We start from the raw sequence: 20,478 nt of genomic DNA on the forward strand, positions 1-20,478 counted from the left end.
TTCTGCGGGGCGGCGATGAAGTTTGAAACAGGGACGGAACGAACCGGATCGCAGGAGCGGTCCGTGTTGCGCCGTCGCGGCCCGGCGGCGCACGACGCCAGCCGCAGCACCGACCGCGTGGCCGAGGAACTCCCGGTGGCGCTGGTCGTCAATGGCATTTCGCATGCGGTCATGATGGTCACGCCGCGCGAGCTGGAAGCGTTCGCGCTCGGCTTCGCATTGACCGAGGGCCTGGTCGGCAAGGCCGCCGACGTCTTCGATATCGAACTGCGGGAACACGCGCGCAGCTTCGAGGTCGCCCTCACCATCGCTCAGGAAGATTTCATGCAGCTCAAGCAGCAGCGCCGCTCGTTGGCCGGCCGCAGCGGTTGCGGCGTGTGCGGCGTCGAGAGCCTGGAGCTGCTCGATCTGCAGCCCGAGCGCATCGCCGCGGCGGCGCTGCACGACGCGGATGCGCTGTCGCCGGCCATCGCGCGCGCGGCGGCGCAACTGGGCGCGCACCAGCAGCTGATGCACGCCACCGGCGGCGTGCACGCCGCCGCCTGGTGCGCGGCGGACGGCGCCGTACTGCGGGTGTGCGAGGACGTCGGCCGCCACAACGCGCTCGATAAACTGATCGGCCACCTGGCGCGCGACGGCGTGGACATGCGGCGCGGTTTCGTGTTCATGTCCAGCCGCGCCAGTTATGAGCTGGTGCGCAAGGCGGCGCGCATGCACATACCGATGCTGGCGACCATTTCCGCCCCCAGCACGCTGGCGATCGACATCGCCGCCGAGGCGGGCATCAAGCTGGTCAGTTTTTGCCGCCACGACGGCTGCGTCGAATATACGTAATTATTCGGCCGACGACTGCTCGGCCGATAGTTGCAACAGCACCGGGATCGATTTCGAGGTCGGCGTGCCGGCGCCGTCGGCGGTGCTGTGCAGCGGGACCAGGCCGTTGGTCTCCGGGAAGTAGGAGCCCAGGCAGCCGCGCGGGATGTCGTATTCCACCAGCAGGAAGCGGTCGGCGCGGCGTTCCACGCCGTCGTCCCACACGCTGACCAGGTCGACCCACTGGCCGTTGCGCATGCCCAGCAGCGCCAGGTCCGCCGGGTTGATGAACACCACGCGGCGCAGGCCGAACACGCCGCGATAGCGGTCGTCCATGCCGTAGATGGTGGTGTTGTACTGGTCGTGCGACCGGGCCGTCATCAGCGTCATCAAACGCTCGCCGTGCAGCGCGCGGGCGCGGTGGATGGGGGTGTCGGTGTCGACCGCGTGCGGCACGAACTGCGCCTTGCCGCTGGCGGTGCGCCATTCGCGCTCGCGCGAGGCCACCTTCAGATGGAAGCCGCCCGGCTTGGCCACGCGCGCGTTGAAGTCGTGGAAATCGTCGAAGACCTGTTCGATGGCGTCGCGGATGCGGGCGTAATCGCCGCCGTAGCCCAGCCAGTCCAGCTTGGCGCTGCCCAGCGTGGCGTGCGCCATGCGGGCGGCGATCATGGTCTCGGACAGCAGGTTGGCGGAGGCCGGCGTGTTCATGCCGTAGGACATGTGGACCATGCTCATCGAATCCTCCACCGTCACGCCCTGCGGCACGCCGGCCTGCAGGTCGATCTCGGTGCGGCCCAGGGTCGGCAGGATCAGCGCGTCCTTGCCGTGCACCAGATGGCTGCGATTGAGTTTGGTGGCCACGTGCACCGTCAGGTCGCAGGCGCGCAGGGCGGCCAAGGTCAGCGGCGTGTCCGGCGTCGCCATCGCGAAGTTGCCGCCCATGCCGAAGAAGACTTTCACTTTCCCGTCCAGCATGGCCTGGATGCTGGCCACCGTGTCGTAGCCGTGCGCGCGCGGCGGCTCGAACGCGAACACCCGCTGCAAGCGGTCGAGGAAGGCCTGGGTCGGCTGTTCTTCGATGCCCATGGTGCGGTCGCCCTGCACGTTGGAGTGGCCGCGCACCGGGCACAGGCCGGCGCCGAGGCGGCCGATGTTCCCGCGCATCATCATCAGGTTGGACAGCATCTGGATCGTCGCCACCGCGCCCTTGTGCTGGGTCAGGCCCATGCCCCAGGTGCAGATGACTTTCTGGCCTTTGATGTAGATCTCGGTCAGCTCGTCGATCTGCGCGCGCGGCACGCCGGATTCGGCCAGCAGCTGGTCCCAGTCCTGGGCGCGCAAATCCTGTTCGAAGGCTGCGTAGCCGCTGGTGTGGGCGGCGATGAACTCGCGGTCCAGCAACGAGGCCTGGCCGGCGGCCAGCGCGGCGTCGTCGCGTTCGACCAGGCGCTTGGCGACGGCCTTGATCAGCGCGAAGTCGCCGCTCAGTTTCGGTTGCACGAACATGCCGCAGATGCTGGTGCTGGAATTGGTCAGCATCTCCAGCGCGTGCGCCGGGCTGGTGAAGCGTTCCAGGCCGCGCTCGCGCAGCGGGTTGATCGAGACGATGGTGGCGCCGCGTTTGGCGCAGTCGCGCAGTTCGCCCAGCATGCGCGGGTGGTTGGTGGCCGGGTTCTGGCCGAAGATCAGCAGCGTGTCGGCGTGTTCGAAATCCTCCAGCGTGACCGTGCCCTTGCCGACGCCGACCGTGCCAGGCAGGCCGCGGCTGGTGGGCTCGTGGCACATATTCGAGCAGTCGGGGAAGTTGTTGGTGCCGTACATGCGCACGAACAGCTGGAACAGGAAGGCCGCTTCGTTGCCGGTGCGGCCGGACACGTAGAACGCGGCCTGGTTGGGATCGGGTAGCGCCCGCAGGTGGCGGGCGATCAGCGCGAAGGCGTCGTCCCAGGCGATCGCCAGGTATTTGTCGCTGGCGCTGTCGTAGACCATCGGATCGGTCAGGCGGCCGTGCTGTTCGAGCTGGTAGTCGGACTGGGCGAGCAGCTCGGCCACGGTGTGGGCGGCGAAGAAGTCGGGACGCACGCGCTTGCTGGTGGCTTCGGCCGCCACCGCCTTGACGCCGTTTTCGCAGAACTCGAAGGTGGACGCATGTTCGCGGTCCGGCCAGGCGCAACCGGGACAGTCGAAACCGTCCGGCTGGTTTTGCTTGAGCAAGGTCTTGTAGTTGCCGCCGCTGACCTTTTCGCGCACCAGATTAATCGCCACCTGCTTCAACGCGCCCCAGCCCGCGGCGGCGTGTCGATACGGTTCGATGCGTCCTTCGGGTTTCGTCTTTTGCATGCCATATTCCAGTCGATCTTGTTGAGCGGAGTATAGTGCAGAATTGCGGTTTTGAGCTTACGGGTGCGCTGTATGGATGAAGAGGTCATGGCCGCGCTGGTCGGCGTGCTGGAAGCGCTGTGGCGCAGCAACGCGGAGTGGCCGGACAAGCCATGTACGCTGGCAAAACTGAGCAAGCAGTCGGCGCGGCCGATGTCCGTGCTGCGGCGCCAACTGACCATGCTGGTCGATGCCGGCTGGGTCGAGTTGCGGCTGGAAGAGGGCGGCGTCGCCGGCGCCGTGCTGCTGACCGAGAGCGGCCGGCAGCTGGGCCGGGAGCTGTTCGCCTGAACCGGTTGGCCTAGGCGCTGCGGTGCTGGCGCTGGCGGCGGCGCGTGGCCAGCAGGCCCACGCCCGCCAGCAGCATCGCATACGTGGCCGGTTCCGGCACCGGCGCCAGCTGGTAGTGGTACAGCGCCAGGTGCAGGTTGGGATTGGTCAGCGACTGGCCGCTGCGGTCCGGGTCGACCACCTGTTCGATATACATATCGAGCGCGCCGTTGGCGCCTTCGCGCAGCGCCAGTCCTTCCATTTCCAGGTCGCCCAGCGGCTGCGGCAAACGCAGCACTTCCTCCACCGCGCCGGTCAGCAGGTTGCTGCGATAGATCGATTGGGTGTCGTTGTCCGAGGCCATGTACAGCCAGTCGCCGACCACCTTGGCGCCTTGCACGCGGCCCAGCGACGCGGACAGCGTGAGCGTATGGCTGAAGCTCCAGTCGCTCAGCTTGTAGACGTTGATGGTGTTCCCGTTCTGCCATTCCTTGCCGTAGCCGAAGCCGCGCTTGGCGTCCACCGCGACCCAGCTGGCCAGGTCCTTGTTCGGGTTGGCGGGCGTGCCGCCCAGCTCATAGGTCTTGCCGGTGTAGCTCAGGTCCGCGGCGTTGAACAGCGCCACGTGCGGCTTGGTGTAGCCGGCGGTGGAATCGAGCGCAGCGTAGATGATGCCGTTGTGATAGTCGATGTCGCCGATGTGGTTCAATCCCTGCGCCGTCAGCGCGGTCGGGATGCCGGGCGACAGGCCGCCGCTCAGCGTGAACGAGGAGTTGCGCTGCAAGGAGTCGAAGTTGTCGTTGGCGCGCTCCAGGCCGTACTGCCAGGAAAAGAACCACTGCTTGCCGTCGGTGGCCATGCCTTGGCTGCGATACAGGCCGGTGAAGGAGTTGGGCGTGGGCGTGTGCATATAAAAGTTGTCGACGCCGACCAGCTTCCAGGCATCGGCGGCGTGGGCCGGGGCTATTGCCGCTGCGGCCAGCAACGCCACCAGCAGGGGAGGGATACGCATGTCATGCTCCATTATCAAATTTACTTATTGTTATGATAATGCTGTTTTGTGACCAGCCCGCGACAAGAAATGAAGATGCGATTCAGCATGTCGGAGCGATTTGCGCGGCGACAGTTTGTTGTCCAGCGGCGGAGAGCTCGACTCCCTTGTTGCGCTGAGCAAGCAGCAATGGCAGCGTGCGCTCCCAGTTGAACTTTTGGGATGGGCATTTGTTCGCCTGCGAGGAAGACGGCAGCATATTCTTGTGTGGGCAATTCGAATAACACACCGGTAGCAAGGCGCATGTGTCGCAGCCGGGGTTGGATTCGGGTCGATAGTCGTCCCACAGGCGCTGGTGATTGCGATTGAACAGCGCCGGGTCGCGCAGCGACGCCACGGCAGTGCCGGCTACGCCCAGCTCGTGGTCGCACTTCTTGATCTCGCCGTTGCTGTCGATCACAAATCCATTCTTGCTCACCGCAATGCAGCCGGCAAACGATGAATTTGCCCAGTCACGTAAGGTGAAACCTTGTGCCGCCGCATATTCCAGCAGCTCCGCTTCGAGTTCGGCAAAGTCGCGTGGACTGAAGTGCACCGTCTCGACAGGCTGATAGTTTTTCTTGGCATCGGTGACCTTGAAGTTAAATATCGGCGCAAGGTAAATGGAGTCCAGTTTGTCCGCGAGTCCAAGCGATGCGAGGTCGTCGATCAGTTGTTTGATCGACGATGCATTGCGACGGCTGACATTGATGCGCACGATCACGCGCATGGCCTCCGACGCATGCAAAATGTTCTGCACAATTCTGTCGTAAGAGCCGAGACGGCTCGCCTTTGGCGCCTGGGCATTGCGCAGGACGATTACCGGCCTCGCTGTTGCTGCCGACGGCAGGACCGCAGGCGGTAAATGCCTTCTGACGGTGTCGTGCTGCTGCTGCTGTCCGTCCAGCGTCACCTGGATACTTTCCACCCGATGGTCGCACAGCGCCCGTATCGTTGCCGGATCCAGCTGATAGCCGTTGGACACGATGCCGGCGGAATAACGTGCCTGTCGACTTTCCGTTAGTTGCATCAGCACGCGCGATACTTCCAGCACGAAGTCTTTCATCAGGAGCGGTTCGCCACCAAACCAGGTGACATGAAGATGGCCATGCTCGGGGAGGCGGTCGGCGACGAAACGGGCAATGGCATCGATATCCGTGGTGCGCAGCTTCTCAGTGCTGTTTCGGTCTTCGAAGCAATAGTAGCACCCCATATTGCACTCCATCGTGGTGGTGATGGTCAGCGCCATGGTTGCTGATTCAGAACGGCCCTGGTCGTATTTCTTGAGCGCCATTGCGAGTTCATCGGTGCCCACTGGTACCACGAAGCCATTGTCGAGCAGGAAATTGGCCACGCGTAGTTGTTCCGGCCGCACAGTCCCGGATGCGGCTATCTCGGCCAGGATGACATCGAATGCTTCGCGTTCCGCCGGATCGAGCGCAATGGATGCTCCCGATAGCGTATTGAAGAAAAAGGACGTAGACCCGTGCGCGACGGTTAGGGTATAGCGCGAAATTTCAATATGCATGACGCCTCCTTGGAACACGGATATGAATGCCATGCGCGGGCAGCGCATGGCTGGGCTGTTACTTGGCCTTAGAAGTTAACGCCGTTGCAGTCGCCAATTGGCGCCGGACCGCTACGCGTCAAGTTGCGGTTCAACGCAAAGTACAGATCGGACTCGGTGACGGTGTTGCCGATGAAGCTACCTTCCGGCAACGTGAGTCGCAGTTGATTTTGGCCGACCTTTTCGATCACCACGCCTTGTCCCGCGGCGGCGACGGAGGAGATGTTGCACACACCATCCGCGAGCGACATGAGGAAGGTCAGCGCAGCTTTAATTTTGCTGCCAACAAAAGGAATCTTGCCGACCAGCGGCAGTGCGATCAGCAAGATCGGACGGTATTTTGCATAGTCTGCGCAGTCGGGCAACGACACTGCTTTCGAGTCAACAAACGGCGTCAGCAAGGCATCCAGAGTTTGCTGTTCGTCGGCGGATAAGGTGAGGGCGTTCGAGGTCATGATTTGTCTCTTTCAATTGTGTTGAGCGCACGATGGCGGCTCTGGCTAAGGTGGACTGCTGCTGGGTAGGAACGACGCGGGAAGCCATCGCTCTACCTCCACTACTTCGCAAGCGCCATGCCAGGCGTTTTGGGCCGATAAACCGCCCAATACCTGGGAATTTCCCGTCGTTCCTCGCAATTGACATGTAAATAATATGAATTTGACATGTAAGCCACTGCTCCCGCTTATCCATGAGGAAGCTGCAAATCCCCTTGCGTCGGCACGAAACACGGACTAGACTCTGGTTTGTACCGATTGGTACAATTCAATTGAAAGGTTTGACATGACACGACCACCCCTCCCGCCGTTCACCCGTGAAACCGCGATCCTGAAGGTCCGCCTGGCCGAAGACGGCTGGAACACCCGCAACCCGGAAAAGGTCTCGCTGGCCTACACCGAGGATTGCCGCTGGCGCAACCGCGCCGAATTCGTCACCGGCCGCGCCGCCATCGTCGGCCTGCTGTCGCGCAAATGGACGCGCGAACTTGAGTACCGGCTGATCAAGGAATTGTGGGCATTCGAGGGCAACCGCATTGCAGTTCGCTTCGCCTACGAATACCATGACGACTCCGGCCAGTGGTATCGCGCCTACGGCAACGAGAACTGGGAATTCGCCGAGGACGGCTTGATGCGCCACCGCCTGGCCAGCATCAACGAAGCGCCGATCGCGGCGGCCGACCGCAAGTTCCATTGGGACCTGAACGGCCCGCGTCCGGCCGATCATCCGGGCTTGAGCGAGTTCGGATTTTGAATGTTTTAAGAAAGTAGCTATGGCAAGAACGATGGTCGAACGCGGCGACGTGATCCCGCTGCTGGCGGAAGTGTTCCGGACTTACGGATTCGAGGGCGCCAGCCTGTCGCGGATTTCCGAAGGCACCAAGCTGGGCAAGGGGAGCATGTATAATTTTTTCCCCGGCGGGAAAGACGAGATGGCGGACGCCGTGCTGGCCGAGATCGACGGCTGGTTCCGCGACCAGGTGTTCCAGCCGCTGCGCGGCGCCGACGACGCGGCGCAGGGGATAGCGCGGATGTTCGTCGCGGTCGGCCATTACTTCGAGTCGGGTCGCAAGGTGTGCCTGGTGGGCGTGTTCGCGCTGGGCCATGAGCGCGACCGTTTCACCCTCAAGGTGCAGGGCTACTTTGCCGAGTGGGTGGCGGCGCTGGCCGATGCGCTGGAGCGCGCCGGCCGCGACGCCGACAGCGCGCTGGCGCTGGCCGAGGACACCGTCGGCGGCATCCAGGGCGCGCTGGTGCTGGCGCGCGCCGCCGCCGAGCCGGAACTGTTCATGCGCACGCTGGAGCGCTTGCAGCGGCGCCTGGCCGATTCAGCTGTTACAGTCCGCTAGCTACTTCTTCTGGCTTTTCGCCAGTTCCGCCAGTGCCTTGCGTTGCGTGGCCTGGAAAGCCGGCGTGCGGCGGATGCGGCCGATGGCGTCCCACAGCTTTTCCATCAACTGCGGGTTGGACTTGTAGAAATGGCGCGAGGTGGCGAGGAAGTAGGGCGCGTCGGTCAAGGGCAGTGGCAGTTCCTCGATCTTGCCGGCGTACTGCGGCAAGGCCAGCAGCTCGCGGCCATGGTATTCGGTGCCGACCGCGATGTCGCCGCGGCCTGCCAGCATCTTGACGAAGTTGGCTTCCATGGTCTTGCCGCTGTTGTCCATGCTGATCTCCAGCTCTTTCAGCCGGTCCTGCAGCATCACCATGCCGAAAGGGACCAGCACCGGTGTGGTCAGCTGCGCGAAGCGCTGGCCATCCCATTCCGTCTTGCTGCCGATGCGGCGAAACACCATCGAACGGCCGTTGCTGACGGCGCGCGCCGCGTCGATGGCGGCGCCGCGCATCGGGTAGACAAAGACCGGGGCCAGCGACGGCGAATGGGGCGTGTAGGGAAAACCATCGGCGACGTTGTTGCGTACTTCTTCGCGGCAGCGCGTCAAGGGCGCCACGTGGTATTCGATGGCGATGCCGACTTCCTGTGCGGCCTGGCGTATTAACTGGTCGACCGTGCCGGTGGCGGCGACCGTGATGAAGGGGGGATTGCCCGATTCCATGGTGCACAGGTGCAGCGTGACGGCACCTGCCTGGCAACATGGCAGAAAAGTTAAAGCGAGCGCTGAAACGGCAAGGCGAGTCATGTCGATCTCCACCGGCGGGTGGGTTCATTCTACATGACGGCGTTACGCTCAGACCAGCCCGATATCGCGGCCTTTGGCGCCGAAAATACGTTCGACCTGCGCGGCATTGAGGCCGTACATGCGCGACAGCAGGCCGCCGAACATGGCGCGGTATTCGTTGAGCACCGGGTAGTCGCGGTTCTGGAACAGCGTGGCTTGCTCCAGCCGCACTTGCTCGCCGCGCACCTTGCCGCCCTGGATGCCGCCGCCCAGCACCCAGTAGACGGTGCCGTGTCCGTGGTCGGTGCCGCGGTTGCCGTTCTCGCGGAAGGTGCGGCCGAATTCACTGACGACGATCACCACCGTGTCCTTCCAGTCCGGGCCCATCTCCTGCGCGAAGCCGGCCAGGCCGCGTCCCAGTTCGTCCAGCCGCCCGGCCAGGTAGCCGGTGGCGCCGCCCTGGCCGACGTGGGTGTCCCAGCCGCCGACGTCGACGAAGCCGATGTTGTATTTGTCCTTCATCAGCTTGGCGATACGGCGTGCTTCCAGCTCGAAGCCCTTGGCGGTGATGGCGTTGCGGTTGGCCGCGTCCATCTCGCCGATCATTTCCTTCATCACGTCCTCGCGCACGGCGAAGCCGTCGCGCACCTGCTGCGATAGCGCGTTGCCGTCGTACATGGCGGAGATCAGCCTGGCCTGGCGCGCGTCGACCGAGGGCTTGGCGATGGAACGCAGCGCCATGTTGGGCAACTGCACGCCACCCTGCATGATCAGCGGCAGCTGGTCGGTGAAAGAGATGGCGCCGGCGCCGGGGGCTGCACGATCTGCGGTCAGCGTCTGCGCCAGCCGGTTCAGGAAGCCGGAGCGGTAGTCGCGCGTGCGGTCCAACGCCTGGCCAAGCTCGATGCTGTCCTGGGTTTCGAAGTGGCTGCGCGAGATGTCCTCGGTGCCGGCGAACGGCACGAACGCCGCCTGGCCGGCGGTGAACAGCGGGTAGATGCTGTCGCGCAGGGCGGGGTGCAGGCCCCAGTCGCTGTCGACAGGCAGCGCGGAATTGAGGTCCGCGCCGGGCTTGGGTATCGCGATGTTGGGCCGCACCTGGTAGTAGTACTGGCTGGAGACGGGCACCAGCAGGCTGCTGGCGTCATAGCCGCCGCGCATGAAGACGAACAGCAGCCGGGTCTTGCCGGCCGGGGCGGCCCACAGCTTGCCGGCCATCGTCGGCAGCGCCAATGCGGACAGGGATTTGAGCAGGGTGCGGCGTTTCATCGTGCGGGTTCCTCAGCGGTGCATCAGTTCCGGGGACGATAGCAGGAAGGTGTTCCACTCCTGCGGCGAGGCGGCCTGCTCCAGCACTTGGCGGGTCGCAGGGCCGATGGTTTTTTGCAGCGACTGGTAGTACAGCGCGTTGGCCAGTTGCGGGAAGGCGGCGCGTTCCTGCGCCTGCGGGCCGTCGGTCTTGAACAGGCCCGCGCTGCCGGAACCGATGGCCTTGGCGATCTCGAAGCGGGTGCTCATCTGGCCGGGACTGGCCCAGCCGGATTGGGTGAGCTGGTAGCCGTCCGGCGTCTGGCGGCCGTACAGCGGTTCGGCCATGCGCGTGAGCCAGTACAGCATCGGCCCGGTGTTGAGGACCACCTTGTCGTCGTAGGCCAGGCGCACGGCGGACACCACGTAATGGGCGGGATCCTTGAATTTGCGGCCCAGCGACTGCGCGAATTCGGCCGACGTGAACATGGTGCGCAGCACGGCGGCGATGTCGCCGTCGGTGGACAGGAAGCTGGCCGACATCCGCTCCACCAGCGCCGGCGGCGCTTCGTCGGCGACGAAGTAGAGCGCCAGCTTGCGGCTGACGAAATGCGCGGTGGCGGGGTGGCGGCTCAGGCGGTCGAGCGCTTCATCCACTTCTGCCAGGCCGCGTCCCTTCACCGTTTGGCCGAGGAATTCCTTGTTGCCGTAGTCGTGGCGGTTCGGGTTGAATTCAAACAGCCCTTGCCGCACATACTGCGCTTGCAGTTCCTTCTTTACGTTCGGCGCGTTGGTGCCGAGGTTGACGCCGACGCCGGTCAGGATGCGCGCCAGCTCCTGCACGTCGCGCTGGCTGTAGCCGCCGTCCACGCCCAGCGTGTGCAGCTCCATCAGCTCGCGCGCGTGGTTTTCGTTGAGGCGGCCGACGGCGTTCTGCTCGTTGTCCAGGTAGCGAATCATGGCCGGATGGCGCAGCGTGGCCCCCAGCAGGTCGCGGAACTTGCCCAGCGCGTGGGCGCGCACCGCCGTGTCCTCGTAGTCGCCGACCAGCAGGCGCAGGTTGCTCTTGCCCTGGTGGACGTTGAAGTGGTTCATCCAGAACCACGTCATCTGCTCCTGCAACTGGTTGGGCGAGTACAGGTCGCGCAGCAGCGAACGGGTGGCCGCTTCCCTGGCGATGCGGTTCAATTCCTGCTGGTAGGCCTGCTGCGCGGCTTTCTTCAGGTCGTCGTTGGCGATCTGGTCGGCGTCCTTGCGTTGCTGGTCCAGCTCCTGGTTCAGCTGCGCCAGCGGTTTGCGGGTGATCGTCATGGCGTCGATCTGCGCCTGCGCTGCGGCCGGCAAGCGCGCGGCGGCGGGGTGCAGCTGCTGCTCCAGCCAGGTGTCGTAGCCGAGTTTTTCAGCCTGCTGGTAGGTGCTCAGGTTGACGCCCCAGCTGACGCGGTTCAGCGCTTCGCTCAACTGCTCGGGCTTGACGGCGGATGGACCGCCGCCGTTGCCGGTCGTGGCGCAGCCGGCCAGCATCAGCAGGGCGCCGCAGACGGCCAGGGGGAGCGATGAATGTCTCATGAGCTGAGTATAGTTCGCGCGGGCGGCGGGCGGCGCGCGCAACAAAATGTTACAAAACATGTAATGAGTAAGCGTTGTCTAAAATCGTCGGCCCATCTAGCATGGATTTTTTTAACGCCACCGGGCGGGTATCCATGAAGCGCATTCAATTGTTGGCCGCGTTGGCGTTGGCCGTTGGCGCGAGCTGCGAGGCTGCCGTCACGCTGCAAGTCACGACGTCCGTGCATTTCGAACCGTCGACGTCCGCGACCCAGCTGCCGCCTGACAGCAAGACCACGTCGTTCGTCACGCTGGCCGACGATTACATCGCGGTCAAATCCGATAACGCGACGACGATATACGATTTCAAGAACCGGCGGCGCGTGGTGCTGAACGACACGGACAAAACCTACGTCGATTACTCGCTGTACGATACCCTAGGCTTCCGGGTCTTCGAGATGCGCAACCGCGCCGGCCTGAACGCCGCGATGGCCAAGATAAACCCCGCCGTCACGCCTGTTCGCAAGGTGGACCTTGAGCAGGAACTGTCGCTGGCCGAGGACAGCGCCACCGTCATCGACGCCGGCGCCAGCGGCGACGCGCTGCGGTTCTCCAGCGAAGGCAGTCAGCTGGCGACATGGAGCAAGCATGGCGCCCGGACCGGCGCGCGCGATGCGGCCCACTTCGCGCAGCTGTTGCGCTACACGCAGTCGATCCATCCGCAGGTGCTGGCCAAGTTGGCCGAAGGCGGCGTTATTCCCGACAGCCTGACTTTCACCACCAATACGTCGCTCGCCGCCGTGACGGTCCGCGTGGCGGCGGAGAAGGTGCAGGGCGCATCGCCGCCCGCCTTCACGCTGCAAGCTTATGCGCGCCGCCAGGCCGCGCCGGCGCAAGGCGCGCTGGATGCACTGCTCGACCGCATGGCGGCACAGACGCCGGAACAACTGGATGTGCTGCGCGCCGAACATCCGTGCGACACCGAGTCCGCTTATCGCGAAGACCAACTGCTCGATACGATGCTTGGCCGCGTGGAATGCACGCTGGCCACCGGTGCGCCGATGCTTGCCTTCTCGCCTGCGCAGCTGGAGCAGATCCGCGCCAGCGTCCCGGTCAGCCTGGCCTTCAGTGCCACCAAGGTCACCAGGCAGGAGGAGTACGCAGCGGCGGTGAGGACCTTGTCCGCCTTGCGCGGCCAGGCGCCGCGCAAGGCCTATATCCTGAAGCTCTTCGAAGCCAACAACCGCGCCAGGCTGGGGCAGTTCAATGAATCCCGCCAGCTGTTTGCCGACGTGCTGGAGGCCAATCCGGTGCTGGGCGGCGCCTGGAAGGACTTGGGCGACCTGATGATCATGCGCTTCGATATGCCCGCCGCGTGGCGCAGTTGGGACATCGGCCGCCGCATCGCGCCGACGCTGCCGAACTTCACCTTCGTCAACCAGCTGGAAAGCGAAATGGCCAAGCGCCATCCGGAGTATTTGGTATATTGACGCAAACAACAACCAGCCGGGCATCATCATGCCCACCATCGATCCGCGCGTCGACGCCTACATCGCCAAGTCCTCCGAATTTGCGCACCCATCCTCAAGCATCTGCGCGCCGTGGTGCACGAGGCCTGCCCCGACGTCGAAGAGACGATGAAGTGGTGCTTCCCGCACTTTATGTACAAGGGCATGATGTGCGGGATGTCGGCCTTCAAGGCCCACTGCGCGCTGGGCTTCTGGAAGGGCGAGCTGCTGATGGCCGATGAAACCAACCGCGAAGCGATGGGGCAGTTCGGCCGTATCGAAACGGTCAAGGACCTGCCGTCCATGAAGGTCCTGACGGCTTACATCAAGAAGGCGATGAAGCGCGCTGGCGTGAACAGGCTGTCGAGTGGATCGCCGAAGGCAAGGCAGGCAACTGGAAGTATGAGAAGTGCTAAAGAGGCGGACAGGGACTGGGAACCAGTGTGTAGGGTAAGGCGTTACCGTAAGGGATAATGCGGCGTTCAGCGGGGTTTGGGCTGTACGCAGTGCGCATTAGAGGGCGCCGGATACCGCATGCCGGCGCCTGGCATGGCAAGATCAGCTGGGCTGCTCAATGCATAGACGCGGTCGACAGATCCTTCAATTCCCGTATGCTGATATCTGACTTTTCATGCATACGCAGCAGGATGGTAGCCCCGACGGCCAATTTCCGGTGTCGGATCTTGCTGATGATGGGTGGCTGCACCTCCAAAACTCGGCAAAGTTCCGCGTCGTTTTTCAGGTTCATTTTTTCGATCAAAGTATCAAGAAGCTTGTTCGGAACAAAACTGGATGGTTCCAGTGCCCGAGCGCGGTTCATGGCTTCGATCAGTTCCAGCTTTTTTTGCCGTACGTTCATGATTGCTCCTCCTTTGCTCAAAACGTGAAAAAAATATTAACGTTTCCCGGCAAGGCCAGCGTCCACACTTTTTTGGTCTGAATGTGGTACGCAACTCAACATTCTTGATAACCATGCAAGTTAATTTCAATAATACTACGCGCGGATCAGAATGGGAGGGTTTGATAAAAAAATTATCTTGTTTATTGCTTAAACGAGTTGACGATTGTTGTTTCTTGTATGCCTGTTTTTGAAAGTTGTAGGGTTTTGTCTGTCATTTTGGCCGCCGCCTGCGAATGGGTGACCATGATCGCGCACGCGCCGGTGGCTTTGATTTCGCGCCGGAGCAGGGTCAGGATGCTGTGGGCGGTATCCGGATCGAGATTACCGGTCGGTTCGTCGGCCAGCACCAGCGCCGGACGGTGCACCAGCGCGCGGGCGATCGCCACCCGCTGCATTTCGCCGCCGGACAGTTGATGCGGGAAGTCGTCGCCGCGGCCACCCAGGCCCACCGCCTCCAGCATTTCCGCCGCGCGCTCGGTCGGCAGGCCGTTCAACAGCAGCGGCAGGGCGACGTTTTGCAGCAGCGTCAGGTGCGGCAGCACGTGGAAGGCCTGGAAGATGAAGCCCATGCGCGCGCGCCGCAGCCTGGTGGCGGCGTCGTCGTCCAGGCCGGACATCGGCACGCCGTCGACGATGATGGGCGAGTCGCCCGGCACGGGGTTTGGGCCCACATCCGGCGTATCGAGGCCGGCGATCAGGTTCAGCAGCGTCGATTTGCCGACGCCGGAGTCGCCCATGATGGAGACGAATTCGCCGGCCTTGAAGTTCCAGGACAGGTTGGACAGCACCGGACGGCCGCTGGCATAGGACTTGGAGAGGTTGCGCAGTTCGAGCATGGAGTTTTTATCGGGTTAGCGGGTGAGGACGCGGCGCAGCGCGAAGCTGATGCCGTCGACCAGGGCGACCAGCAGCAGCATGGCGACGATGACCGTGGCCGCTTGCTGCATCTGGAACAGCGACAGGTGGTACTTGAGCATCTGCCCCAGGCCGCCGGCGCCGACCACGCCGAGGATGGCGGCGGCGCGGATGTTGTTCTCCCAGCGGTACAGCGTGTAGGACAGCATCTGCGGCAGTGTTTGCGGCAGCGTGGCGTAGAAGAAGGCCGCGCCGGCGGAGGCGCCGTTGGTGCGCAGGCTTTGCTCCGGCAGCGGCGCGGCGTTTTCCAGAGAATCGGCGAACAGGCGACCCAGCACGCCGGCGGTGTGGGCGGCCAGCGCCAGCGTGCCGCCGAACGGCCCCAGGCCGCAGGCGATCAGCAGGATCGAGGCCCACACCAGTTCGGGGATGGAGCGCAGCACGTTGAGCAGGCCTCGCATCAAGGCGCGCGCCGGGCGGCCGAAGCGGCCGGACGCGGACAGCGAAAACGCCAGGCCGGCCAGCACCGCCAGCAGCGTGCCGAGGGCGGACATGGCCATGGTCTCGATGGCGGCCCAGCCGGTCTTGATCAGGAAAGGCGCGGACAGGTCGGGCGGCGCGAAGCCGGCCAGCAGCTCCAAGGTGCTGTTGACCGCTTCCAGCGTGAAGAACTCGCGCCACCTCAGCGGCAGCGAGGCGAAGCTGGCGAGCACCAGCAGCGCCACCATCGCCAGCATGGCCAGCACGGTCCAGTCGCGGCGCGGCGGCTTGGGCATCATGGAAGGGTTCATCCGAGGCGCCTGCGCAGGATCTTGGAGAACTGGTCGGCCAGCGCCACCAGCAGCACGAACACCAGCAGCATCGAAGACACTTCAGCGCCGGCCAGCATTTTCATCGATTCGTCCATGCGCTGACCGAGGCCGCCGGCGCCGACAAAGCCCATCACCACCGAGCCGCGGATCGCGCATTCCCAGCGGTAGACGGTGTAGGACATCAGTTCCGACGCCGCTTCCGGCAGCGCGCCGTACAGCAGCGCCGCCAGCCGCCCGCCGCCGTTGGCCAGCAGCGTGTCGCTGGCATGGGCGTCGGACGATTCGAGGATCTCGGCGTAAACCTTGCCCAGCATGCCGCAGTAGGTGAGGGCGATGGCCAGCACGCCGGCCGTCGGCCCGAGGCCGATGATGCGCACGAACAGCAGCGCCCACACCAGCTCCGGCACGCTGCGCAGCAGCACCAGCGTCCAGCGCACCGCCTGCCGCACGATGCGCGCCAGCGGCCGCATGCGGCCGGTGCCCAGGCGCGAGATCGACAGCTGTTCGCTGATGATCAGCGCGGCGGGAATGGCGCCCAGCAGGGCCAGCGCCAGGCCGGAGGTGGCGATGGCGATGGTCAGCCAGGTCTGCTCCAGCAGCATGGTGAGGAATTCGGCGCCGTGCGCCGGCACCAGGAAGTCGGCCAGGAAGCGGCCGGTGGAACTGAGGCTCTGCCAGTCGAACAGCGCCCATGGCTTGAATTCGGTGACCACCAGCGTCGGCCACAGGATCAGCAGGCAGACGGCGGTGGCGACGACGCGGCCGCGCCAGGCCGGATCGGGATGGGCGTTCAACGTCGCCATTACAGACAGGCGCCGACGCCGAGCTTGACGGCCATGGCCTGGTCCAGCGGCCGGGGGCTGGCGGCGGGCTGCTCGCCCTGGTACAGCGCGGCGATCATTTCAGGGGTGACCTGGGCGCGCGGCAGGTCGAATTCGATGCGGCCGTTGCGCAGGCCGACGATGCGCGGGAAGTGGCTCAGCGCCAGGTCGACCTGGTGCAGGCTGCAAATCAGCGTGGCGTTGCGCGCCTTGGCTTCATCGCGCAGCGTGGACAGCGTCAGCTCGGACAGCACCGGGTCGAGCGCGGACAGCGGCTCGTCCACCAGCAGCGCCTTGGCCGGCGACAGCAGCAGGCGCGCCAGGCCGCAGCGTTGGCGTTCGCCGCCGGACAGGCGGTCGACGCGGGAATACAGTTTGTCGCCCAGGTTGAAGCGCGACAGCGCCTGCCACGCCGCTTCCGGGTCGGCCGGCTTGACCAGCGAGACCAGTGCGCGCCACAAGCTCCATTGCGGCAGGCGCGCGGCCAGCACCGCCGTCACCACCCGCTGGCGCGGCGGTAGCGGCGGGGTTTGCGGCGCCAGGAACAGCTGCGCGCGCAGGCGGTGGCGCTCGGCGTGCCCCAGCGCCCACGGATCGACGCCGAAGGCCTGGAAGCCGCCTTCAGCCGGCTGGTGGGCGCAGGCCAGCGTCGCCAGCAAGGTGGTCTTGCCGGCGCCGGACGGGCCGATCAGGGCCAGTTGCTCGCCCTGTTGTATCGTCAACGAGATCGCATGCAGTGCGGCCGCCTGCGATGCGCCGAGATGGCGCACCGTCAGGTTCTGCAAGTGGTAAGTGGACATCGATTACTTCTTCAGCAGGCCCGCGTTTTGTGCCGCGGCTTCGATCGCGATGTAGTTCTCGGCCTTGGTCGGGATGAACTTGGAGGCGCGCTGCAGGTCCATGATGACCTTGTCCTGCGGGTTCTTCGGATCCAGCGCCAGGAAGGCATCGGTCAGCTTTTTCTTCAGGTCGGCGTTCATGTCGGTGCGCACGCTCCAGTTGTAGTCGTAGTAGCCTGGCGTGGTGTAGAACACGCGCACCACGGCCGGATCGACCTTCTTCTCGGCGATCAGTTTTTCCCAGACCGAGATGTTCAGCGCGCCGGCATCGACCTTGCCGCCAGCAACGGCAGCCACGGTGGCGTCATGCGCGCCGGAGAAGGCGATGCGTTTCAGGTCGGTGTCCGGGTTGATCTTGGCCGCCAGCAGGAAGGAGCGCGGCATCAGGTGGCCCGAGGTCGACGACTCGGAACCGAAGCTCAGCGTGCGGCCCTTCAGGTCTTCCAGCTTGTTGATGTCCTTGTTGGTGGTGATGAAGACCGACTTGAATTTCTCGTCCTCGGCGCGCTGCACCAGCGGCGTGATCTGGTTCTTGCTGCGGTCCTTGGCTTGCACGAAGGTGAAGCCGCCGAACCAGACCATGTCGACCTTTTTATTGATCAGCGCTTCGACCGAAGCGGCGTAGTCGGTCACGGGCGTAAATTCAACCTTCATGCCGATTTTCTTCTCGATGTACTCGCCCAGCGGCTTGAACTTGCGCTGCAACTCGGTCGGCGCTTCGTCCGGGATGGCGGACACGCGGAACACGTGGTCGGCCGATTGCGCCTGGGAGTGGGCCGCTGCCAGCATCAGGCCGGCGGCAAACAGGGATTTGATCGTGCGCATGGCGGAGAATGTCATGGTCGTGTGCCTTTTTTGTAAGATTTGTGCTTCGATTGCGACGAATGTGAAGGGCCGCACAGTTTTGTCGGCCCGGCGCTGCAAAATGGATATTCGGCTATCATAACAAAAATGTTATCCGCGAATGGGATGACCTCCTTTAAAGGCAGAGCAACTATGCAGATGTCCCGCTCCTCGGCGATCCGTGTTGTTTCGACCGATGCAAGCAACACGCCGCCGCAGCAACGGGTGCACGGCAGTGCCGGGGTGGTGGCCGAGATCGGCGCCGGTTTGCTGGCCGCACGGCCGCACATTTCGCCCAAATACCTGTACGACGGCCTCGGCTCCAAGCTGTTCGAGGCCATCTGCGAGCTGCCCGAGTATTATCCGACCCGCACCGAGGCCGGCATCTTCGCCGGGCACGGCGCCGACATGGCGGACGCGATCGGCACCGGCGCCACGTTGATCGACCTGGGTGCCGGCAATTGCGCCAAGGCCGCCAGCCTGTTCCCGCTGCTGCAACCGGCGCAGTATGTGCCGGTCGATATCTCGCGCGATTTTCTCACCGAGGCGGTGAGCCGCTTGCAGCAGCGCTTTCCCGCTATCGAGATGACGGCGCTGGGGCTGGACTTCTCCCACGGCTTCGCGCTGCCGGACAGCGTGCGGCCAGGCCGCCGCCTGTTCTTCTATCCCGGTTCGTCGATCGGCAATTTCTCGCCGGAGCAGGCGGTCGGCTTCCTGCGCGGCCTGCGCGCCAACGCGGGCGCGGACGGCGGCCTGCTGATCGGCGTGGACCTGATCAAGGACAGCGCCGTGCTGGACGCGGCCTACGACGATGCGCTGGGCGTCACCGCGGCCTTCAACCTGAACATGCTGCGCCATCTGAATCATTTGATCGGCGCCGACTTCGATGTCGCCCAGTGGCAGCACCGCGCCTTCTTCAACGAGGCCGACAGCCGCATCGAAATGCACCTGGAAGCGCGCGCCGCGCTGACCGCGCGCTGGGCCGATGGCGAACGCCATTTCGCGCGCGGTGAGCGCATCCACACCGAGGACAGCTACAAGTACACGCGGCAGTCCTTCGTCAGCTTGCTGGAGCGCGCCGGCTTCGAGACGGCCGCTGTCTGGACCGATGCGTCGAACTGGTTCGCCGTCATCCACGCCCGGGTTGCCCCTATCTGAAAGCCGATCACGCCTATGGACATGCGCCCGCCGCAGCAAGACCTCCACGCCCGCTATGACAAGGTGCGCCGCCGTTCGCTGGCGCTGGCCGAGCCGCTGACCGACGAGGATTGCGGCGCGCAGTCGATGCCGGACGCCAGTCCGGTCAAATGGCACCTGGCGCATACCACCTGGTTCTTCGAGACCTTCATCCTGGAGCGCATGGAGGCTGGGTTCGCGCCGTTCCATCCGGCGTTCCGGGTGCTGTTCAATTCCTACTACAACGGCATCGGCGAGAAGCATCCGCGCGCGCAGCGCGGCCTGTTGACGCGCCCGGCGATGGCGCAGGTACGCGCTTACCGCGCCGACGTCGATGCCCGCGTGGCCCGCCTGCTGGCAGGCGAACTCGATGCGGAACAGCGCGCGCAGCTGACGAAGCTGGTCACGCTGGGACTGGAGCACGAGCAGCAGCACCAGGAGTTGCTGCTCACCGACATCAAGCACCTGCTGGCGCAAAGCGCGCTGCTGCCGGAGTATATGGACCTGCCGCTGGCGCCGGCCAAGGCCGCGCCGGCGATGGCCTGGCTGCCGTTCGCGGGCGGACTGACGGACATCGGCCATCACGGTAGCGGTTTTTGCTTCGACAACGAGCTGCCGCGCCACAAGCAGTATGTGGCGCCGTTCGAGCTGGCGTCGCGGCTGGTGACGAATGGCGAGTATCTGGAGTTCGTCGCCGCCGGTGGCTACTTCAACGCGGCGCTGTGGCTGGCGGAGGGTTGGGATTGGGTGCGCGGCCAGAGCCTGAATGCCCCGATGTACTGGCAGCAGGACGAGCAGGGCCGGTGGCGCGAATTCACGCTGCACGGCGCACAGCCGCTGGACCTGTCGCGGCCTGTGACGCATCTGTCGTTGTTTGAAGCGGATGCTTATGCCCATTGGGCCGGCGCCCGCCTGCCGACCGAGGCGGAATGGGAATTCGCCGCCGCGCAGGCGGAGGTGGAAACCGGGACCCTGCATCCTGCGGGCGCCGCCGATGACGACGGCCTGCTGCAAATGTTCGGCCACTGCTGGCAGTGGACCAGCAGCAGCTACGCCGCCTATCCCGGTTTCCAGAGCGCGCCCGGCGCGCTGGGCGAATACAACGGCAAGTTCATGCTGAACCAGTACGTGTTGCGCGGTTCGTCCTGCGCCACGCCGGACGGCCACGCGCGCGCCAGCTACCGTAATTTCTTCCCTGCCGGCGCCCGCTGGCAGTTCACCGGCATCCGGCTGGCGCGCCTGGCGCCGTAAGCT

Annotated in this window: 21 protein-coding genes; 8 read left to right on the forward strand and 13 right to left on the reverse strand. The window is 64.5% G+C overall.

The window, feature by feature from the left end:
* The first annotated feature begins 15 nt into the window (after positions 1–15).
* Positions 16–834: a formate dehydrogenase accessory sulfurtransferase FdhD gene (gene fdhD / locus AC1RMD_RS13610; protein WP_492927144.1), complete on the forward strand. Its 819-nt coding sequence runs from the start codon at positions 16–18 to the stop codon at positions 832–834.
* On the opposite strand, the gene AC1RMD_RS13615 is transcribed toward fdhD, so the two are convergent.
* Positions 835–3,156 carry an FdhF/YdeP family oxidoreductase gene (locus AC1RMD_RS13615; protein WP_492927145.1) on the reverse strand — a complete coding sequence of 774 codons (2,322 nt, stop codon included), beginning with the start codon at positions 3,154–3,156 and terminating at the stop codon, positions 835–837. It abuts the gene before it with no gap.
* Positions 3,157–3,228: 72 nt separating this feature from the next.
* On the opposite strand from AC1RMD_RS13615, the gene AC1RMD_RS13620 reads away from it, so the two are divergent.
* Complete coding sequence (locus AC1RMD_RS13620; RefSeq protein WP_492927146.1) at positions 3,229–3,486, forward strand: ArsR family transcriptional regulator; 258 nt, start codon at positions 3,229–3,231, stop codon at positions 3,484–3,486.
* Positions 3,487–3,496: 10 nt separating this feature from the next.
* Here the strand turns inward: AC1RMD_RS13620 and AC1RMD_RS13625 are convergent, their stop codons facing one another.
* The 3 genes from AC1RMD_RS13625 to AC1RMD_RS13635 form a co-directional block, all read right to left on the reverse strand.
* Positions 3,497–4,477, reverse strand: coding sequence for a PEP-CTERM sorting domain-containing protein (locus AC1RMD_RS13625; RefSeq protein ID WP_492927147.1), 981 nt, complete (start codon positions 4,475–4,477; stop codon positions 3,497–3,499).
* Between the two features lie 82 nt (positions 4,478–4,559).
* Positions 4,560–6,023, reverse strand: coding sequence for a radical SAM protein (locus AC1RMD_RS13630; RefSeq protein ID WP_492927148.1), 1,464 nt, complete (start codon positions 6,021–6,023; stop codon positions 4,560–4,562).
* Positions 6,024–6,091: 68 nt separating this feature from the next.
* A complete protein-coding gene (locus AC1RMD_RS13635; RefSeq protein WP_492927149.1) occupies positions 6,092–6,517 on the reverse strand; it encodes a hypothetical protein in 426 nt (141 codons plus the stop codon).
* A gap of 325 nt (positions 6,518–6,842) precedes the next feature.
* Here AC1RMD_RS13635 and AC1RMD_RS13640 point away from each other — a divergent pair, with 325 nt between their 5' ends.
* Both AC1RMD_RS13640 and AC1RMD_RS13645 read left to right on the forward strand, forming a co-directional pair.
* Positions 6,843–7,310, forward strand: coding sequence for a nuclear transport factor 2 family protein (locus AC1RMD_RS13640; RefSeq protein WP_492927150.1), 468 nt, complete (start codon positions 6,843–6,845; stop codon positions 7,308–7,310).
* A gap of 19 nt (positions 7,311–7,329) precedes the next feature.
* A complete protein-coding gene (locus AC1RMD_RS13645; protein ID WP_492927151.1) occupies positions 7,330–7,905 on the forward strand; it encodes a TetR/AcrR family transcriptional regulator in 576 nt (191 codons plus the stop codon).
* On the opposite strand, the gene AC1RMD_RS13650 is transcribed toward AC1RMD_RS13645, so the two are convergent.
* The 3 genes from AC1RMD_RS13650 to AC1RMD_RS13660 are packed head-to-tail and all read right to left on the reverse strand — an operon-like array spanning position 7,906 to position 11,490.
* Positions 7,906–8,694 (reverse strand): hypothetical protein, encoded by a 789-nt coding sequence (locus tag AC1RMD_RS13650; RefSeq protein ID WP_492927152.1) that lies wholly within the window; start codon positions 8,692–8,694, stop codon positions 7,906–7,908. It lies immediately after the preceding gene.
* Positions 8,695–8,742: 48 nt separating this feature from the next.
* Positions 8,743–9,942 (reverse strand): DUF1501 domain-containing protein, encoded by a 1,200-nt coding sequence (locus AC1RMD_RS13655; protein ID WP_492927153.1) that lies wholly within the window; start codon positions 9,940–9,942, stop codon positions 8,743–8,745.
* A gap of 12 nt (positions 9,943–9,954) precedes the next feature.
* Positions 9,955–11,490, reverse strand: coding sequence for a DUF1800 domain-containing protein (locus AC1RMD_RS13660; RefSeq protein ID WP_492927154.1), 1,536 nt, complete (start codon positions 11,488–11,490; stop codon positions 9,955–9,957).
* Positions 11,491–11,624: 134 nt separating this feature from the next.
* Here AC1RMD_RS13660 and AC1RMD_RS13665 point away from each other — a divergent pair, with 134 nt between their 5' ends.
* Positions 11,625–12,959: a hypothetical protein gene (locus AC1RMD_RS13665; protein WP_492927155.1), complete on the forward strand. Its 1,335-nt coding sequence runs from the start codon at positions 11,625–11,627 to the stop codon at positions 12,957–12,959.
* A gap of 111 nt (positions 12,960–13,070) precedes the next feature.
* A complete protein-coding gene (locus AC1RMD_RS13670) occupies positions 13,071–13,451 on the forward strand; it encodes a DUF1801 domain-containing protein (protein ID WP_492927156.1) in 381 nt (126 codons plus the stop codon).
* Positions 13,452–13,548: 97 nt separating this feature from the next.
* Here AC1RMD_RS13670 and AC1RMD_RS13675 read toward each other — a convergent pair whose 3' ends face one another.
* From AC1RMD_RS13675 to AC1RMD_RS13700, 6 genes are all read right to left on the reverse strand, one after another.
* Positions 13,549–13,836 (reverse strand): hypothetical protein, encoded by a 288-nt coding sequence (locus AC1RMD_RS13675; protein ID WP_008447145.1) that lies wholly within the window; start codon positions 13,834–13,836, stop codon positions 13,549–13,551.
* 182 nt (positions 13,837–14,018) lie between these two features.
* Entirely contained in the window at positions 14,019–14,714 is a 696-nt protein-coding gene (locus tag AC1RMD_RS13680; RefSeq protein WP_492927157.1) for an ABC transporter ATP-binding protein, read from the reverse strand.
* Positions 14,715–14,729: 15 nt separating this feature from the next.
* Complete coding sequence (gene phnE / locus AC1RMD_RS13685) at positions 14,730–15,524, reverse strand: phosphonate ABC transporter, permease protein PhnE (protein ID WP_492927158.1); 795 nt, start codon at positions 15,522–15,524, stop codon at positions 14,730–14,732.
* Complete coding sequence (locus AC1RMD_RS13690) at positions 15,521–16,348, reverse strand: PhnE/PtxC family ABC transporter permease (protein ID WP_492927159.1); 828 nt, start codon at positions 16,346–16,348, stop codon at positions 15,521–15,523. The genes phnE and AC1RMD_RS13690 overlap by 4 nt, the downstream gene beginning before the upstream one ends.
* Positions 16,348–17,166 carry a phosphonate ABC transporter ATP-binding protein gene (locus AC1RMD_RS13695; RefSeq protein ID WP_492927160.1) on the reverse strand — a complete coding sequence of 273 codons (819 nt, stop codon included), beginning with the start codon at positions 17,164–17,166 and terminating at the stop codon, positions 16,348–16,350. The genes AC1RMD_RS13690 and AC1RMD_RS13695 overlap by 1 nt, the downstream gene beginning before the upstream one ends.
* A gap of 3 nt (positions 17,167–17,169) precedes the next feature.
* Positions 17,170–18,045 carry a putative selenate ABC transporter substrate-binding protein gene (locus AC1RMD_RS13700; protein WP_492927161.1) on the reverse strand — a complete coding sequence of 292 codons (876 nt, stop codon included), beginning with the start codon at positions 18,043–18,045 and terminating at the stop codon, positions 17,170–17,172.
* A gap of 156 nt (positions 18,046–18,201) precedes the next feature.
* Here AC1RMD_RS13700 and egtD point away from each other — a divergent pair, with 156 nt between their 5' ends.
* The gene (gene egtD / locus AC1RMD_RS13705; RefSeq protein ID WP_492927162.1) at positions 18,202–19,206 is read left to right on the forward strand and encodes an L-histidine N(alpha)-methyltransferase; all 1,005 of its coding nucleotides are present in this window, start codon (positions 18,202–18,204) and stop codon (positions 19,204–19,206) included.
* A 15-nt stretch (positions 19,207–19,221) separates the two neighbouring features.
* Positions 19,222–20,475, forward strand: coding sequence for an ergothioneine biosynthesis protein EgtB (gene egtB, locus AC1RMD_RS13710; RefSeq protein ID WP_492927163.1), 1,254 nt, complete (start codon positions 19,222–19,224; stop codon positions 20,473–20,475).
* The last annotated feature ends 3 nt before the right edge of the window (positions 20,476–20,478 follow it).

The organism is Duganella sp. GW822-FHT06D06, assembly GCF_058799615.1.

Coding starts and splice junctions, on each gene's coding strand:
- AC1RMD_RS13680 (WP_492927157.1), bottom strand. CDS start 14,714: ATGCTCGAACTGCGCAACCTCTCCAAGTCCTATGCCAGCGGCCGTCCG.
- AC1RMD_RS13630 (WP_492927148.1), bottom strand. CDS start 6,023: ATGCATATTGAAATTTCGCGCTATACCCTAACCGTCGCGCACGGGTCT.
- AC1RMD_RS13660 (WP_492927154.1), bottom strand. CDS start 11,490: ATGAGACATTCATCGCTCCCCCTGGCCGTCTGCGGCGCCCTGCTGATG.
- egtD (WP_492927162.1), top strand. CDS start 18,202: ATGCAGATGTCCCGCTCCTCGGCGATCCGTGTTGTTTCGACCGATGCA.
- AC1RMD_RS13620 (WP_492927146.1), top strand. CDS start 3,229: ATGGATGAAGAGGTCATGGCCGCGCTGGTCGGCGTGCTGGAAGCGCTG.
- AC1RMD_RS13700 (WP_492927161.1), bottom strand. CDS start 18,045: ATGACATTCTCCGCCATGCGCACGATCAAATCCCTGTTTGCCGCCGGC.
- AC1RMD_RS13665 (WP_492927155.1), top strand. CDS start 11,625: ATGAAGCGCATTCAATTGTTGGCCGCGTTGGCGTTGGCCGTTGGCGCG.
- AC1RMD_RS13625 (WP_492927147.1), bottom strand. CDS start 4,477: ATGCGTATCCCTCCCCTGCTGGTGGCGTTGCTGGCCGCAGCGGCAATA.
- AC1RMD_RS13655 (WP_492927153.1), bottom strand. CDS start 9,942: ATGAAACGCCGCACCCTGCTCAAATCCCTGTCCGCATTGGCGCTGCCG.
- AC1RMD_RS13690 (WP_492927159.1), bottom strand. CDS start 16,348: ATGGCGACGTTGAACGCCCATCCCGATCCGGCCTGGCGCGGCCGCGTC.
- AC1RMD_RS13695 (WP_492927160.1), bottom strand. CDS start 17,166: ATGTCCACTTACCACTTGCAGAACCTGACGGTGCGCCATCTCGGCGCA.
- fdhD (WP_492927144.1), top strand. CDS start 16: ATGAAGTTTGAAACAGGGACGGAACGAACCGGATCGCAGGAGCGGTCC.
- egtB (WP_492927163.1), top strand. CDS start 19,222: ATGGACATGCGCCCGCCGCAGCAAGACCTCCACGCCCGCTATGACAAG.
- AC1RMD_RS13640 (WP_492927150.1), top strand. CDS start 6,843: ATGACACGACCACCCCTCCCGCCGTTCACCCGTGAAACCGCGATCCTG.
- AC1RMD_RS13635 (WP_492927149.1), bottom strand. CDS start 6,517: ATGACCTCGAACGCCCTCACCTTATCCGCCGACGAACAGCAAACTCTG.
- AC1RMD_RS13675 (WP_008447145.1), bottom strand. CDS start 13,836: ATGAACGTACGGCAAAAAAAGCTGGAACTGATCGAAGCCATGAACCGC.
- AC1RMD_RS13615 (WP_492927145.1), bottom strand. CDS start 3,156: ATGCAAAAGACGAAACCCGAAGGACGCATCGAACCGTATCGACACGCC.
- phnE (WP_492927158.1), bottom strand. CDS start 15,524: ATGAACCCTTCCATGATGCCCAAGCCGCCGCGCCGCGACTGGACCGTG.
- AC1RMD_RS13645 (WP_492927151.1), top strand. CDS start 7,330: ATGGCAAGAACGATGGTCGAACGCGGCGACGTGATCCCGCTGCTGGCG.
- AC1RMD_RS13650 (WP_492927152.1), bottom strand. CDS start 8,694: ATGACTCGCCTTGCCGTTTCAGCGCTCGCTTTAACTTTTCTGCCATGT.